At 71.6% G+C, this 14,382-nt stretch carries 14 protein-coding genes; all 14 read left to right on the top strand.

Translation table 11 applies throughout. The features are described from left to right. Window positions 1–73: 73 nt before the first annotated feature. Genes HZ992_RS02055 through HZ992_RS02120 form a run of 14 tightly spaced genes read left to right on the top strand, consistent with a single transcriptional unit; the run spans window position 74 to window position 14,359 of the window. Complete coding sequence (locus tag HZ992_RS02055) at window positions 74–1,099, top strand: peptidylprolyl isomerase (protein WP_209385026.1); 1,026 nt, start codon at window positions 74–76, stop codon at window positions 1,097–1,099. Between the two features lie 25 nt (window positions 1,100–1,124). Continuing rightward, complete coding sequence (locus HZ992_RS02060) at window positions 1,125–3,050, top strand: hypothetical protein (RefSeq protein WP_209385027.1); 1,926 nt, start codon at window positions 1,125–1,127, stop codon at window positions 3,048–3,050. A gap of 60 nt (window positions 3,051–3,110) precedes the next feature. After that, window positions 3,111–3,581 carry a c(7)-type cytochrome triheme domain-containing protein gene (locus HZ992_RS02065; RefSeq protein WP_245213328.1) on the top strand — a complete coding sequence of 157 codons (471 nt, stop codon included), beginning with the start codon at window positions 3,111–3,113 and terminating at the stop codon, window positions 3,579–3,581. 10 nt (window positions 3,582–3,591) lie between these two features. Next, window positions 3,592–4,665 (top strand): c(7)-type cytochrome triheme domain-containing protein, encoded by a 1,074-nt coding sequence (locus HZ992_RS02070; protein WP_209385028.1) that lies wholly within the window; start codon window positions 3,592–3,594, stop codon window positions 4,663–4,665. Beyond that, entirely contained in the window at window positions 4,665–5,543 is an 879-nt protein-coding gene (locus HZ992_RS02075) for a hypothetical protein (RefSeq protein ID WP_209385029.1), read from the top strand. Before HZ992_RS02070 ends, HZ992_RS02075 begins: the two co-directional genes overlap by 1 nt. Continuing rightward, window positions 5,540–6,412: a hypothetical protein gene (locus HZ992_RS02080; protein WP_209385030.1), complete on the top strand. Its 873-nt coding sequence runs from the start codon at window positions 5,540–5,542 to the stop codon at window positions 6,410–6,412. The genes HZ992_RS02075 and HZ992_RS02080 overlap by 4 nt, the downstream gene beginning before the upstream one ends. 6 nt (window positions 6,413–6,418) lie before the next feature. After that, window positions 6,419–6,961, top strand: a complete 543-nt coding sequence (locus HZ992_RS02085; RefSeq protein ID WP_209385031.1) for a c(7)-type cytochrome triheme domain-containing protein — start codon at window positions 6,419–6,421, stop codon at window positions 6,959–6,961. Beyond that, window positions 6,958–7,341: a c(7)-type cytochrome triheme domain-containing protein gene (locus HZ992_RS02090; RefSeq protein ID WP_209385032.1), complete on the top strand. Its 384-nt coding sequence runs from the start codon at window positions 6,958–6,960 to the stop codon at window positions 7,339–7,341. Before HZ992_RS02085 ends, HZ992_RS02090 begins: the two co-directional genes overlap by 4 nt. 4 nt (window positions 7,342–7,345) lie before the next feature. After that, complete coding sequence (locus tag HZ992_RS02095) at window positions 7,346–8,320, top strand: NHL repeat-containing protein (RefSeq protein ID WP_209385033.1); 975 nt, start codon at window positions 7,346–7,348, stop codon at window positions 8,318–8,320. Window positions 8,321–8,334: 14 nt separating this feature from the next. Continuing rightward, on the top strand, window positions 8,335–9,393 hold the full coding sequence (locus tag HZ992_RS02100) for an NHL repeat-containing protein (protein WP_245213329.1): 1,059 nt from the start codon (window positions 8,335–8,337) through the stop codon (window positions 9,391–9,393). Then, the gene (locus HZ992_RS02105; RefSeq protein ID WP_209385034.1) at window positions 9,393–11,975 is read left to right on the top strand and encodes a cytochrome c3 family protein; all 2,583 of its coding nucleotides are present in this window, start codon (window positions 9,393–9,395) and stop codon (window positions 11,973–11,975) included. The genes HZ992_RS02100 and HZ992_RS02105 overlap by 1 nt, the downstream gene beginning before the upstream one ends. After that, a complete protein-coding gene (locus tag HZ992_RS02110) occupies window positions 11,972–12,991 on the top strand; it encodes a cytochrome c biogenesis ResB family protein (RefSeq protein WP_209385035.1) in 1,020 nt (339 codons plus the stop codon). The genes HZ992_RS02105 and HZ992_RS02110 overlap by 4 nt, the downstream gene beginning before the upstream one ends. After that, entirely contained in the window at window positions 12,984–13,832 is an 849-nt protein-coding gene (gene ccsA / locus HZ992_RS02115; RefSeq protein ID WP_209385036.1) for a cytochrome c biogenesis protein CcsA, read from the top strand. The genes HZ992_RS02110 and ccsA overlap by 8 nt, the downstream gene beginning before the upstream one ends. After that, window positions 13,829–14,359 carry a tetratricopeptide repeat protein gene (locus HZ992_RS02120; RefSeq protein ID WP_209385037.1) on the top strand — a complete coding sequence of 177 codons (531 nt, stop codon included), beginning with the start codon at window positions 13,829–13,831 and terminating at the stop codon, window positions 14,357–14,359. Before ccsA ends, HZ992_RS02120 begins: the two co-directional genes overlap by 4 nt. Window positions 14,360–14,382 lie beyond the last annotated feature (23 nt).

Here is a 14,382-nt window from a genome sequence, read left to right on the forward strand (position 1 = left end):
ACGGGGCCGGGCATCGCATGCCTGGCCCCGTCCTTCTTCCGGACCACTCCACCACGTATCGAGGATGAGCGCCATGTCTTCGGCTTCACGAGCAGCGATCGGCCTGATGGCCCTGCTGGCTGCGCTGAACCTTGCACCTGCGGCCGCTGCCGCCGATGCGGCCGCCAAGGCCCAGCCTGCCACCGCGACGTTCGCGACAGTGGGCGACACCGTCGTCAGCGCCGCCGACTACCAGCGTGCGCTGGCGGTGGCGATGCGCAAGAAGTACTACCATGCCAAGCCGCCCGAAGGCGAGTACGCGAAGTTCCAGCGCGAGGTCGGCGACGAGGTCGTCAACCGCGTGCTGCTGCTGGCCGAGGCGAAGCGCCGCGGCATCCAGCCCGACCGCGCGATGATCGACGCCACCGTCGCCGGCTACGACAAGCAGTACGGTGGCAGCGCCAACTGGAAGGCCAACCGCGACAAGATGCTGGCGGCCGTGGTGCCGCAGCTCGAGAGCGACAGCCTGCTCGAGCGCCTGGGCAAGCTGGTCAAGGCCGTGCCCGAGCCGAGCGAGGCGGTGGCGCGCGCCTACTACGACAAGCACAAGGACCTGTTCGTCGAGCCCGAGCAGGTCAAGCTCAGCGTGATCCTGCTGAAGGTCGACCCGAGCTCGCCGCAGGCGGTGTGGAACGGCGCGCTGGATGAGGCGCGGGGCATCCACCGCAAGCTCAAGGCCGGCGCCGATTTCGCCGAGATGGCCAAGCTGCATTCGGGCGACAAGTCGGCGGCGCAGGGCGGCCAGATGGACTACACCCACCGCGGCATGCTGCCCGAGGCGGTGCACAGCGTGGTCGACAAGCTCAAGGCCCGCGAACTCGCCGAGCCGGTGCAGCTGCTCGAGGGCGTGGCCATCATGCGCCTGGACGATCGCCGCGCGGCCAAGCAGCGCGCCTTCGACGAGGTGAAGCCGCGTGCCGCCGACCTGTGGCAGCGCGACGAATCGCAGGCGCGCTGGGACAAGCTGATCGCCGAGCTGCGCCGAGCCACGCCCGTGCGCATCGACGAAAGCCAGTATGTGCCGCTTCCCGCGACCCCGGAGAAGGTGCGCGCCGGCTGAACGCCGGCGCGTGCGCAGGCTGCCCATGAAAACGGGGAGACGCCTGCCTTTGCGCCTGCCTGTGCGCTTGCTGGCCGCCGCCCTGGTGCTGCGCTCGGCCGGTGTGGGGGCGGCCGCGTTCGTGCCAGGTCCGCCCGAGGCCGACCAGCCCACCGGTGCGACCGGCCGCGAGGAGCCCGTGCAGGTGCTGCACGCCGGCGGCGGCATCCGCTGGGAGCTCGCGCCGCTGCGCTATGCCGGCACCGTGTCGCTCGACGGCCGCTGGCTGCGTCTCGAAGACGGCACCCGCACCACGCAGGGCCTGGTCTTCAACGACATCGAGTTCGCCAGCTACGTCTGGCAGCCCTGGTTCGTGCAGCTGCGCGCCGGGCTCGGGGCGCTGGCCACGCACGACGCTTCGCGCAGCCCCGGCGGCGAATCGGTCGGCACCGACAGTGGCGCACTGACCGGGCGCTTCTCGGTGTCGGTGTTCCCGGTCAGCCGCTTTCCGTTCGAGCTGCGCGGCGAGGTCAGCGACAGCCGCGTGCGCGGCGACACGCTCGGTACCGACTACCGCTCGCACCGACTGACGATGAGCCAGGCCTGGCGGCCCGAGACCGGCGGCGACAACTACAACCTCAACCTCGAGTACAGCCGGCTGCAGGCGGGCGACGGCAGCGAGGACACCCTCACCAGCCTGCGCGGCACGGCGCTGCGCCAGTTCAACGAACACAGCTTCGAGCTGTCGGCGCAGCTCAGCCGCAACGACCGCAGCGAAAGCGACGACGCGAGCCGCATCACGCTGATCAGCGGCCGCCACACCTTCCACCCGGCCACGGCGCTGCACGTCGACACCCTGGCCAGCTGGAACGACGTGCGCCTGCGCAGCGGCAACGCCGCCGACCGTTTCGAGGGCCGATCCGACGTGAGGCAGATCTCCAGCTTCGCCACCTGGCGGCCGCGCGAGGGCGAGTGGCTGTACTCGGCCGAGTCGCCGCTGTACCTGACCGGCAGCGCGCGTGTCGTCGACGCCGGTGCCGAGACGGATTTCGGCGAGCAGCGCGTGCGCGCGATGAATGCCTCGCTGGGTGCCAGCCAGGAGCTGACGCGGGAGTGGCGTCTGTCTGGCTCGGTGTCGGGCAGCGTGGTCGAGCCCGACGCGGCTGCGCGCAGCCTGAGCGCCACCGCCAACGCCGGTGTCACCTGGTCGCCCGAGGGGCTGAGCTTCGCGCAGTGGCGCTACACGCCGACGCTGGGCGCCAGCGTGGGCAGCAGCCGCAGCACCGAGGCCGGCGCGCGGCACACGCTGGGCGCGCAGGCGGCGCACGGCGTATCGCGCAGCTTCGTGCTGGGCGAGACCGACAGCCTGTCGCTGAACCTCACGCAGAGCGCCGGCGCGCTGCGCGAGTCGCAGACGGCCGAGGTGGCGCGGGCGCTGGCGCATTCGGCCAGCCTGTTCTGGCAGGGCACCGGCGACGGTAGCAGCCAGAGCTACGTCGGCCTGTCGGCGAGCGACTCGCGCACCTGGGCGCAGGAGACCGGGCACTTCCAGCTGATCAACGCCCAGGTCACGCGGCGAACCCAGCTGTCGCGCCATTCGAGCTGGACGGGCGCACTGACCTGGCAGGCCACGCGCGCCGACACCACCCAGCTCGACGCCTTCACCGGCACGCTTCGCGAGGCCAGCCCGGGCTGGCAGCGTTTCTACAGCGGCACGCTGGGCTACGAGAACCAGCGTGTCTTCGAGGTGCCGCGGCTGCGCTTCACCACGCTCCTGTCGGTGAACAGCCAGCAGCTCGAGAGCCGCCTGGCCGGCGACATCGACGCGCCGGTCGAACGCATCAGCGAATCGCTGGAGAGCCGATTCGACTACAGCATCGGCCGGCTCGAGGCGCGTCTGAGCGCGCGGCTGGCGCGCGTGGACGGCCGCAAGGTCGCCGCGCTGTTCGCGCGCGTGCAGCGCCGCTACTGACGGCCGCCCGCAATTCATGCAGCCCTTCATCCATCCATTGCCTCGACACCGGAGAGCCCCTTGAACATCCTTCGAACCCTGCGAGTGCCCTGGCGCGGCGCGCTGCTGGCCCTGCTGGCCACCCTGGCGCTGTGGAGCCTGGCGCCGCGCGAGGTGCACGCCGAATACGGCGACGTGGTCATCAACAACTTCTCCGACGCGGCGGGCATGCGGCCGGTGGTGTTTCCGCACTGGTTCCACCGCGTGCGCTTTCGCTGCAAGGTCTGCCATGCCGACCTCGGCTTCCAGTTCAAGGCCGGCGGCAACCAGATCAACATGCTGAAGATCATCGACGGCCAGTACTGCGGCTCCTGCCACAACGGCGAGCTGGCCTGGTCGGCGGAGAACTGCAACCTGTGCCACTCGGGCAAGCCGGGCACGCCGACGCTGGTGCACGAGAGCACCTTGCAGAAGCTCGGCGTGCCGCCGCCGCCGGCCGCCGCCGCCTCGGTGGCGACCTCCGCACCGCCGCCTGTGCCGGCGAAGAAGTAGGAGCACCGCCATGCGACGACTGCTTCTGGCATCACTCACCGCCGCGGCCCTGATGGCGGCGGCGATGGACAGCTTCGCGCAGGATGCGTCCGGCGCCAAGGCGATCTACGAATCCGCCTGCGCCGGCTGCCACGGCAGCGGCGTGCTCGGCGCGCCCAAGTTCGGCGACGCCGCGGGCTGGGCGCCGCGCGCCAAGGCCGGCATCGATGCGCTGGTGAAGAGTGCCACCGCCGGCACCGCCAAGGGCATGCCGCCCAAGGGCGGGCGCGCCGACCTGAACGCGGCGCAACTGCGTTCGGTGATCGAGTACATGATGAGTGGCGGCAAGGCCGTCGCGAAGGCGACCGAAGTCGCCGCGGCCAAGCCGGCCGCCGCGCGGCCGGCCGCCTCGGCAGCAGCGGCGGCCAAGCCGACGCCGGTGGCTGCGGCTCCTTCGCCGGCTGCAAAACCGGCCGAGGCTGCACCCGCACCTCCACCTGCGGCGGCTCCGGCGCCGGCCACTGCCGCGGCGCCGAGTGCCGCCACCGTCGCCGCCGCGCGGGCTGCTGCGCCCAATCCGCCGGCCACCGCCGAAGTGAACGCCTTCAACCGGCTGCTCAAGCCGGTGGGCCGCTTCAACCGGCCGGCGGTGGAGTCGGGCATCCACGACCCGAGCAACGACATGACGCTGCAGCTGCAGCCGCCGTCGGCGGCCTTCGTCGCCATGCCCAAGAGCCTGGCGGGCAACCATGTCGACTGGGTCAAGTCGCTGGACGCCAAGGCCATCACCCCGCGCTGGGACCGCAATGATCCGGCTGCCGCCGCGGTGGTGATGGACCTGAACATCGTGCGTGAGGTGAAGGGCTCGATGCCCGATGTGGTCTACCCGCACAAGCAGCACACCGAATGGCTCGACTGCTCCAACTGCCATCCCGCCATCTTCATTCCGCAAAAGGGCGCCAACCAGATCAGCATGGCGTCCATCCTGCTCGGCCAGAAGTGCGGCGTGTGCCACGGCAAGGTGGCCTTCCCGGTGTCGGAATGCCGCTTGTGCCATTCGAAGAAGAAGGCCGAAGCCGTGGTCGCCGGGGAGAAGAAGCCTTGATGCGCGAGCGGCACTTCGCCCGTGCCGCGCTGGCGGCCGCGCTGCTGCTCGGCGTGCCGGGCGCGCGTGCTGCCGAGGACGACGCCGCGCGTGCGCAGCTCGAGCAGAAGCTCAAGCTGGTCGCGCGGCTGGTGTCCGACTCGCCTTCGGCGCAGCGCATCGCCACCAGCGGCAATGCCGAGGCGGTGGCGCATCTCGACGAAGGCCGCGTCCACCACGCGCTGGCCGCCGACCTGCTCGCCAAGGGCGACCTGGCCGGCGCACGCAAGGCGGCCGATCACGCGCTGCATCACCTGAGCATGGCGCGGCGCAGCGCGCCTGACGCGCCGGCGCGGCGCGAGGCCGCCCGGCAGCGCCACGACCAGCTGCTGGCCAGCGTCGAGCGGCTCGTCGAGGCGCTGCGTGCGCGCACGAGCAACGGCGAGGCGACCGACCTCACGTCGGCGATCGGCCTGCTCAGCGTGGCGCGCCAGCATGCCCAGGAAGGCCGCTACGACGAAGCCAACCAGGCGCTGGCGCAGGCCGAGCGCCACGTGCTCGCGGGCATGACGCGCACGCTCAATGCCACCACGCTCGACTACACGGTGCGCGCCGCCAGCCCGGTCGAGGAATTCCAGAACGAGCTGGCGCGTCACAAGGGCCTGGCCGAACTGGTGCCGCTGGCCGTGCGCGACTTGCGGCCGCGGCCCGACGCGATGGCACTGATCGACCGCTACGGCGAGACCAGCACCCAGCTGCACGGCCAGGCCTTGCAGCAGTTCCAGGCCGGCGAGATCGCGCAGGCCCTCACCCACCTCCGCAACGCCACGCTGTACGTGCAGCGGGCCCTGCTGGCGGCCGGACTGGTCGCGCCGCAGCCCACCGGTAACCCGCCATGAAGAGACGACCCAACCTGATGTCCCGGCTGTTCGCGGCCATCGTGCTCAGCAGCTTCGCCGTGTTCGCCGCGGCCCAGGACCGCGAGCAGATCGAGCGCCGCGTGCAGTCGGTCGGCACGCTGATCGAGAGTTCGTCGGCCGCCAAGCAGATCGAGTCCAGCGGCGTGGCCGCAGCGCGCGAGCGGCGCGACAACGCACGGTTGATCCATCGCGAAGCCGCTGCCGCGCTGCGAGCCGACGACCTGGGCAGCGCCGCCAAGCTGCTCGACCAGGCCGCGCGCGAGATGATGAACGGCGCGCGCCTGGCCAAGCCCGAGCAGGTGGCCGGCGAGAAGCACAAGCGCGACTTCGAGACGCGGCTGGAGAGCGCGCGCGCGCTGCTCGCCGCGCAGCAGCGCATCACCCTGGAGAAGTCGGCCGGCCGCGAGGCGCAGGACGCCACGCGCAGCATCGAGCGGCAGATCGGCGAGGCGCAGGCCATCGCGGCGCAGGGCCGCTATGAAGAGGCACGGCCGGTGCTCGACCGCGCCTACCTCACCGCGCGCGTGTCCATCGAGGCGATGCGACGCGGCGACACGCTGGTGCGATCGCTGAATTTCGCCTCCAAGCGCGAGGAGTACGACTACGAGATCGACCGCAACGACACCCACGCGATGCTGATCAAGGTGCTGCTGGCCGATCGCAAGGATGCCTCCGGCGCGATGCCCGCCGGCATGCAGGCCTTCACCGAGAAGGCCGCCGCGCTGCGCGTCGAGGCCGAGGCGCAGGCCCGGCGCGGCGACCACGCGGCCGGTATCAAGCTGCTGGAGGATTCGACGCGCGAACTGGTGCGCGCGATCCGCTCCGGCGGCATCTACATCCCGGGATGACGGGGCGTGACCGGTGTCTGGCGCAAGCTCTTCGTCTGGGGGGGCAGCATCGTGAGTGCCGCCGCCCTGGCCGCGGCGCCGGCGCTGTGGGTCGCGCTCGAGAAGGACGGCCTGCACGACCCGGCGAACCCCGCCATCAAGCTGCTGCAGCAACCCGCCGAGGCGCTGGCGCCGCTGCCGCGCGACACCGCCGGCAACCAGGTGCGCTGGGTGCAGGCGCTGGACAGCGGCGCGATCAACCCGCGCACCAACATCCTGCCCGAGACGAAGGTGCGCGTGCTCGACCAGGACATCATCGTCTCCAAGTTCGGCTCGATGCCGGCGGTGAAATTCCCGCACCGCCAGCACACGCTGTGGCTGGACTGCAGCAACTGCCACAACGCCCTGTTCAAGGACAAGATCGGCGCCAACAAGTTCAGCATGGTGGCCATCCTCAACGGCGAGCAGTGCGGCCTGTGCCATGGCGCCGTGGCCTTCCCGCTGACCGAGTGCAACCGCTGCCACAGCGTGCCCAACGAGTCGCTGCGCAAGCAGTCGGCGGCACCATGAGATGGCGCCGCCCGGTGCAACTCGTCCTGCTGGCGCTGGCCTGTGCGCTGCCCGTGGCCACGCCCTTCGCGGAATACGGCGACGTGGTGATCAACAAGCGCTCCGACAAGGAGGGCGTGCGGCCGGTGATCTTCCCGCACTGGTTCCACCGCATCCGCTATCGCTGCAAGGTCTGCCACTCGGAGCTCGGCTTCAAGATGCGCGCCGGCGCCAACGACGTGCTGATGAGCGACATCATCGACGGCAAGTTCTGCGGCATGTGCCACAACGGCCAGGTCGCCTGGGGCCCGGAGCGCTGCGACCTGTGCCATTCAGGCCTGCCCAGGTTGCTGCCGGGCATCGCCGGCGGCGCGCAGACCTCCGGGCCGGGGCGGTGGTGAGGCCATGAGACTCGCACGACCCCTGCTGCGCGCCTGCAGTGTCGGCATCGCACTGGTGGTGCTGGCCGCCCTCGCGGCCTGCGTTGCCACGGCGCCGACGCCGCGCGCGCCCATCGAGCCGCCCTCGGGGCCGGTGTCGCTGAGCCCCTATCGCACGCTGCAGGGCGGCTTCCTGTCGCCCCCGGGCTCGGCCCTGGGCATGCCGGCTCGGCCGGGCACCGGCGCCTTCGTCAAGTTGATGGCGCCCACGGCGCTGGCGCTGCGCGGCAACGACCTGCTGATCGTCGACAGCGCGGCCGGCCGCGTCTGGCGTGCCGACCTCGGCCTGAACACGCTGACGCCGATCGCCGGCGCGCCGGCCACGCCCGCCACCGCAGTGGCGATCGGGCCCGACCTGTCGGCCTGGGTGCTCGACGGCGCCTCGCGGCAGGTGCTGCGCTTTTCGCGCGACGGGCGACTCATGCAGACTTGGCGCGGCGGCAGCGTGTCGCCGTCGCCGGTGGCGATGGCGTTGGCCGACGGCGGCACGACGCTGCTGGTGGCCGACGACAGCCTGCGCCAGTGGATCGAGGTGCGGCCTGCCGGCGCCTTCGCCGCACCGATGCCGCAGGACGACGCGGTGCGCGGCGTCGATGGCCTGGCGGTCGGCGGCGACAGCGTGTTCGTGCTCGATCGCCTGGCCGGCGTGGTGCATGTGGTGCGCCGCGGCGGGCAACTCGCCGGCCGGCTCGGCCAGGGCGAACTGAAGCAGCCGGTGGCGATCGCTGCCGATCGTTTCTCGCGTGTCTTCGTGCTCGACGCGCAGGATCGCGCCGTCAAGCTGCTCGCCGCGGGACGACCGGCGCAGGTGTTCGAGGCGGCCGCGCTGCGTGTGCAGCAGATCGGCGGATTCGCCATCGACGAACGGCTGCTCGCGGTCAGCGACCGGCTGACCGGGCAGGTCGTCATCCATGTGCTCGGCGACGAGGTGCGGCGGTGATCCGGCGCCTGCTCATGGGGCCGATTCTCGCCGCGCTCGTCGTGCTGGGCGCCTGCGCCGGCCCGCAGGCCGTGCGCGGCAGCATGCACTACGGCATGGCCGATGCTCCCGAGGGCCAGCGGCTGCTGTGGCCGCAGGCGCCCGAGGTGCCGCGCTTCCTCTACGCCGGCACGCTGACCGGCGAGCAGAACTTCCGCCGCTCCGAGGCCGACACTGGCCTGAAGGCCTTCGGCCGCTGGCTGGTCGGCCTGGACGGGCGCGGCGAGGCGCCGGTGGTGCTGCAGCGGCCGGCGGCGGTGATCGGCGACGAGCAGGGCCGCCTGTTCGTCAGCGACACCAGCCGGCAGGCGGTGTTCGTGTTCGACGAGAAGGCCGGCGAGCTGCAGGTGTGGGAGCGTGCCGAGGGTCTGGCGAACTTCGTCGCACCCTCGGGCCTGGCGCTGGCGCCGCAGGGCGGGCTGTTCGTCGCCGATGCCGAGCTCGGGATCGTGGTGCGGCTCGATGCGCTGGGCGAGCCGCGCGCGAGCATCGGCCGCGGCCTGCTGCAGCGGCCCACCGGTCTGGCGCGCGACGCCGCGACCGGCCTGCTGTTCGTGGCCGACACCTATGCGCACGACATCAAGGTGTTCGACGCCAACGGCGCGCTGGTGCGGGTGATCGGGCAGCGCGGCGGCGGCGACGGCGAATTCAACTTCCCCACCCACCTGGCCTGGGCGAACGGCGAGCTCTACGTGACCGACACGCTGAACAGCCGCGTGCAGGTGTTCAGCGCCGAGGGCGAGGTGCTGGTGCGCAAGTTCGGCCAGCGTGGCCTGTACCTGGGCAACCTGGTGCGGCCCAAGGGCGTCTCGGTGGACGGCGAGGGCAACGTCTACGTGGTCGAGTCCTACTACGACAGCTTGCTGGTGTTCTCCGCGCGCGGCGAATTCCTGCTGCCCATCGGCGGCACCGGCACCTCCACCGGGCGCTTCTACCTGCCCTCGGGCGTGTGGGTCGATGCGCGCAACCGCGTGCACATCGCCGACATGTTCAACGGCCGCGTGGTGCTGTTCCAGTTCCTGGGGGGCAGCTGATGCTCGCGCGCCGGTTCGCCTCGGTCCTGCTGGTGCTGCTGCTCGCCGCGCCCTCGCTCGCGCAGCGCGTGTCGGACGTGCGTGGCACGCGGCACAACCTGTCGACCAGCGGCACCGGCGGCACGCATGCCGCGAGCGGCGGCACCAGCGAGGTCTGCGTGTTCTGCCACACGCCGCACGGCGCCACGCAGCAGGACCTGGGCGGCGCGTCGATGCGCGCACCGCTGTGGAACCGGCGCGTGCCCGACGGCGCCACCTACACGCCCTACACCTCCTCGTCGCTCGACGCGCAGGCCATCCTCGACGGGCTGAGCGCGCAGCCCGGCGGCAGCTCCAAGCTGTGCCTGTCGTGCCACGACGGCACGCTGGCCATCGGCAACGTCAACGTGCTCAACGGCAATGCCAATGTGTCGATTCCGATGACGGGCACAGGCCCGGGCGGCGTGATGCCCGCCGGCGAAGGCGTGACCAGCGGCTTCACGCGCTTCCTCGGCACCGACCTGCGCAACGACCACCCGATCTCGGTCACCTACAGCAGCGCGCTGGCCGCGCGCGACGGCGAGTTGCGGCCGGTGGATGCGGCGCAGCGCTGGCCGGCCGGCAGCGGCAGCGTGATCGGCGTGCGCTCGCCCGGCGTGAAGCCGCTGCTGCCACTGGAGCCGACCGGCAACAACGGCGCCGGGCAGGTGCAGTGCGCCACCTGCCACGATCCGCACGTGCGCGAGCTCGACCCGGCCAAGGGCAACCAGAAGTTCCTGCGCACCCAGCGCTTCCAGGAGGCGACGCCGACCGGTGCGCACAACGCCGCCGCCGACATCATCTGCCTGTCCTGCCACGACAAGAATTCGGGCCTGGGCGTGTGGGCCTTCTCGGCGCACGCGCGGCCCGACGTCGCCAACGAGACCTACCGCGACGCGGCCGCGGCGCTGCGCGAGTTCCCGGCCGGCACGCCGGTGTGGAAGGCCTCCTGCCTGAACTGCCACGACACCCACACCGTGCAGGGCGCACGCCGCCTGACGCGCGAAGGCACCGACGCGCCACTGCCGCCGGGCAACCCGCTGGCCGCCAAGCAGGGCGGCAACCCGGCGCTGGAGAAGACCTGCTACCAGTGCCACACGAGTTCGGCCTCGGCGGTGCTCAACACCGTGACGCAGGTGCCCAACATCGAGAGCGAGTTCAACCTCGCGGTGCGCATGCCCATCACCACCGCCGAGCAGGGCGGCAGCACGCAGGAAGTGCACGACATCGGCGGCAACTTCAGCGACGGCTCGCTGGACTGCAGCGGCCCGACGAACCGCTGCGGCGCCGACATGCTGGAGTCGCGCAACCTGCTCGCGCAGCGCCATGCCGAGTGCACCGACTGCCACAACCCGCACCGCGTGGTGAAGTTCCGCTCCTTCACCGGCGGCGCCGCCGGCATCTCCGGCACGCCGGATGCGGCCGGCACGCACCGCCACGACGAGACCACCGGCTACACGCATACCAACATCGCCTCGGGTGTGCTGCGCGGGGGATTCGGCGTCGAGCCGAGCTACGCGTCCACCTCGTTCCAGAGCCTGCCCAGCGGCTACACCGTCAAGCGTGGCGACCCGGGCGCGAGCGTCGACACCTCGGTCAGCGCGAGCTACGTGACGCGCGAATACCAGATCTGCCTGAAGTGCCACAGCGACTACGGCTACACCGACAACAACGTCTACCCGCTGGGCACCCGGCCCGCGCTCGGGCGCAGCGGCGGCACGCCGCCGGGCAGCAACAACCTGACCGTCTACACCAACCAGGCGAAGGAGTTCCAGGCGCCGGTGACGCACCGCGGCGAAGGTACCAAGGCGAACAGCGGCGCGGGCAGCAACTACGCGACCAACAACCACCGCTCCTGGCACCCGGTGATGGACGCCACCGGCCGCAACGGCGCCAACGCGGCGGCCTTCCGAGCGCCCTGGGGCAATGCGATCGGCACGCAGACCATGTACTGCAGCGACTGCCACGGCAGCAACACCGCCGACAACAGCGTCGTGCCGCCCGGCGGCGAGGACGGCACGCCCTGGGGGCCGCACGGCTCGAACAACAACTTCCTGCTCAAGGGTGTGTGGAACAGCACGGTGGGCGCCGACAGCCGCGGCGACAACGGCCCCAACGCCAACGGCTTGTGCTTCAAGTGCCACAACCCGAACACCTACGCCAACCGCAACGGCAGCGGCACCACCGGCTTCTTCAACGGCGACCGCGGCAACCTGCACGCGTACCACACCGACAAGATCGAGCGCATCCGCTGCAACTGGTGCCACGTGGCGGTGCCGCATGGCTGGAAGAACAAGGCGCTGCTGGTGAACCTCAACGACGTCGGCCCCGAGGCCGGCCGCGCGGGCAACGAGGAGTGGCGCGAGAACGCCTCCGCGCAGGCCTTCAACCAGGAGCCCTACTACCTGAACGCCAAACTGAAGGTGCGCAACTTCGCCACCAGCGGCAACTGGGTCGACACCAACTGCGGCTCGAACAATTCGGCCACCACCTTCGGCACCAACGGCAACAGCACGGCGAACGGCCGCGACTGGATGCGCGACGTGTGCAGCAACCCGCCATGAACCACGCAGCGACACACCGCGCACTGATCGCGCACTTCGGCTCGCTGCGCACGACACTGGTCTGCATGGGCCTGCTCGGCGCGGCGGCCTTCGCCGGCCAGGCCGGCGGTGGGTTCGGTGTGGTGGCGCTGTCCACCGCGATCGCGCTGCTGGCGGTCAACCTGCTCGCCGCGCTGGTGGTGCACCCGGCCTTCCGGCGTCAGCTGCCCTTGCTGGTCTTCCACCTCGCGCTGCTCGCCCTGGTCGTGCTCGTGGGGATCGGGCGGCTCAGTTCGCTCGACGGCCGCTTCGAACTGGCGCAGGGCGTCGATTTCGACGGCCGGCTCATCGAGTCCAGCGCCGGCGCCTGGCACCGCGACGGGCTGGCGAAGCTGGCGTTCCGACACGACGGCTTCGAGATCGACTACGCGCCCGGCCGCAAACGCGGCGCCACGCGCAACCGCGTCACCTGGCACGACGAAGACGGTACGCCCCGCAACGCGGTGATCGGCGACCACCGGCCGCTGCTGATCGACGGCTACCGCATCTACACCAGCCCGAACAAGGGCTTCGCGCCGATGCTGACCTGGACGCCGAAGCAAGGCGAGCCGGTCAGCGGCACGGTGCACCTGCCGGCCTTCCCGATGCACGAGCTGCGCCAGTCGCGCGAATGGACATTGCCCGACGGGCGTGTCGCCTGGGTGCTGCTGCAGATCGACGAGACGCTGATCGACCCTGCCGCAGCGGCGCGTTTTCGCGTGCCCGAGCAGCACCGCCTGGTGCTGCGCATGGACCCGATGCGCGCCGAAATGCGGCCCGGCCAGAGTGTGCAGATCGAGGGCGGCACGCTCACCTACGTCGGCCTGCGCAGCTGGATGGGCTACCGTGTCTCCTACGACCCGACGCTGCCCTGGCTGCTGGCCGCCGCGCTGCTGGCGGCACTGTCGCTGGCCTGGCACTACACGCAGCGTTTCTTCTTCCCGGCCCGCGTGGCCGCGCCCGCGCGGGCCGCGCTGCAGGGAGCCGTCGATGCCTGATGCTTTGCCCGACGCAATGCCCGACGCGTTCGTGCTCTGGGCGGCACTGGCCGGCTACGCGATGGTTGCGCTGATGGCCGTGCCGGCGATGGGCGTGCCGTGGCAGCCAAGCACGCGCCGCGCGCAGGCCATGGCCGCGCTCGCGCTGGTCGCCGCGCTCGCCTTGCACACGCTGTCGCTGGGGCTGCGCTGGAGCGCGCTCGGCCACGGCCCGTTCACGACCATGCACGAGATCCTCAGCAGCAACCTGTGGAGCCTGGCACTGGTCTTCGCGCTCGCCTGGTGGGCGGTGCGCGAGCTGCGTGGCGCACTGCTGCTGGTGATGCCGGTGCTGGCCACGCTGGCCGTGTGGCTGCTGATGGCCGACGCGCGGCCCGGCCACTTGCCACCCACCTACGCCACGCCGCTGCTGTACCTGCACACCCTGGTCGGCAAGCTCTACCTCGGCCTGCTGCTGGTGGCGATGGCACTCGGCCTCGTGCCGGCGTTGCGCCGCACGGCCTGGGGCGCGGCACGCTGCGCCGGGCTGCCCGACGACCGCCGCTTCGACGAGCTCGCGCACCGCTTCGCAGCGTACGCGCTGGTGTTCGACACGCTGATGCTGATCGTCGGCGCGGTGTGGGCGCAGGATGCCTGGGGCCGCTACTGGGCCTGGGATCCGCTGGAGACCTGGGCCTTCGCGAGCTGGCTCGCGCTGGCCGCGGCGCTGCACGCACGCGCCAGCTTGCGGCCGGCGCCGGCGCTTTTCGGTCTCTGGCTGGCCGGCGTGTTCGTGCTCGCCTTCCTGACCTTCTTCGGCGTCCCCTTCATCTCCACCGCGCCGCACAAGGGGGCGGTGTGAAAGCCGCCGTGCGCCGCGATCGCCGCTGGCTCGGCCTCGTGCTGACGGCCGCCGTCGTGCTGCTGGGCGGCGCCTGGTTCGCCCGGCTCGAGCCCACGCACCCGGCCGAGGCGCCGGTGCAGGAGGGCGGCGAACTGCGCCGGCACTTCGACGCCGCGGTGCTGCTGCTGCACTCGCGCCAGTACCGCGACGCGCAGACCTCGCTGCAGCGGGTTCTCGACCTCGCGCCGCAGCTGCCCGAGGCCCATGCCAACATGGGATTCGCGCTGCTCGGCCTGCAGCAGGCGGTACCTGCGCGCGCTGCCTTCGAGCGTGCCATCGCGCTGAAGGCCGACCAGGCCAATGCCTACTACGGCCTGGCGCTGGCACACGAAGCCGGCGGTGACCTCGAACTCGCGCTCGGCGCCATGCGCAGCTACCTGCATCTCGCGCGCAGCGAGGGCGAAGCGCACCTGCGCCGCGCCCGCGCCGCCGTGTGGGAGTGGGAAACGCAGATCGGCCAGCGCCGTGCTTCCGGCAAGCCGTGATGCACCGGCCCGTGGCAACGCTC

It is taken from the genome of Rhizobacter sp. AJA081-3, assembly GCF_017795745.1.
Taxonomy (GTDB): domain Bacteria; phylum Pseudomonadota; class Gammaproteobacteria; order Burkholderiales; family Burkholderiaceae_C; genus Piscinibacter.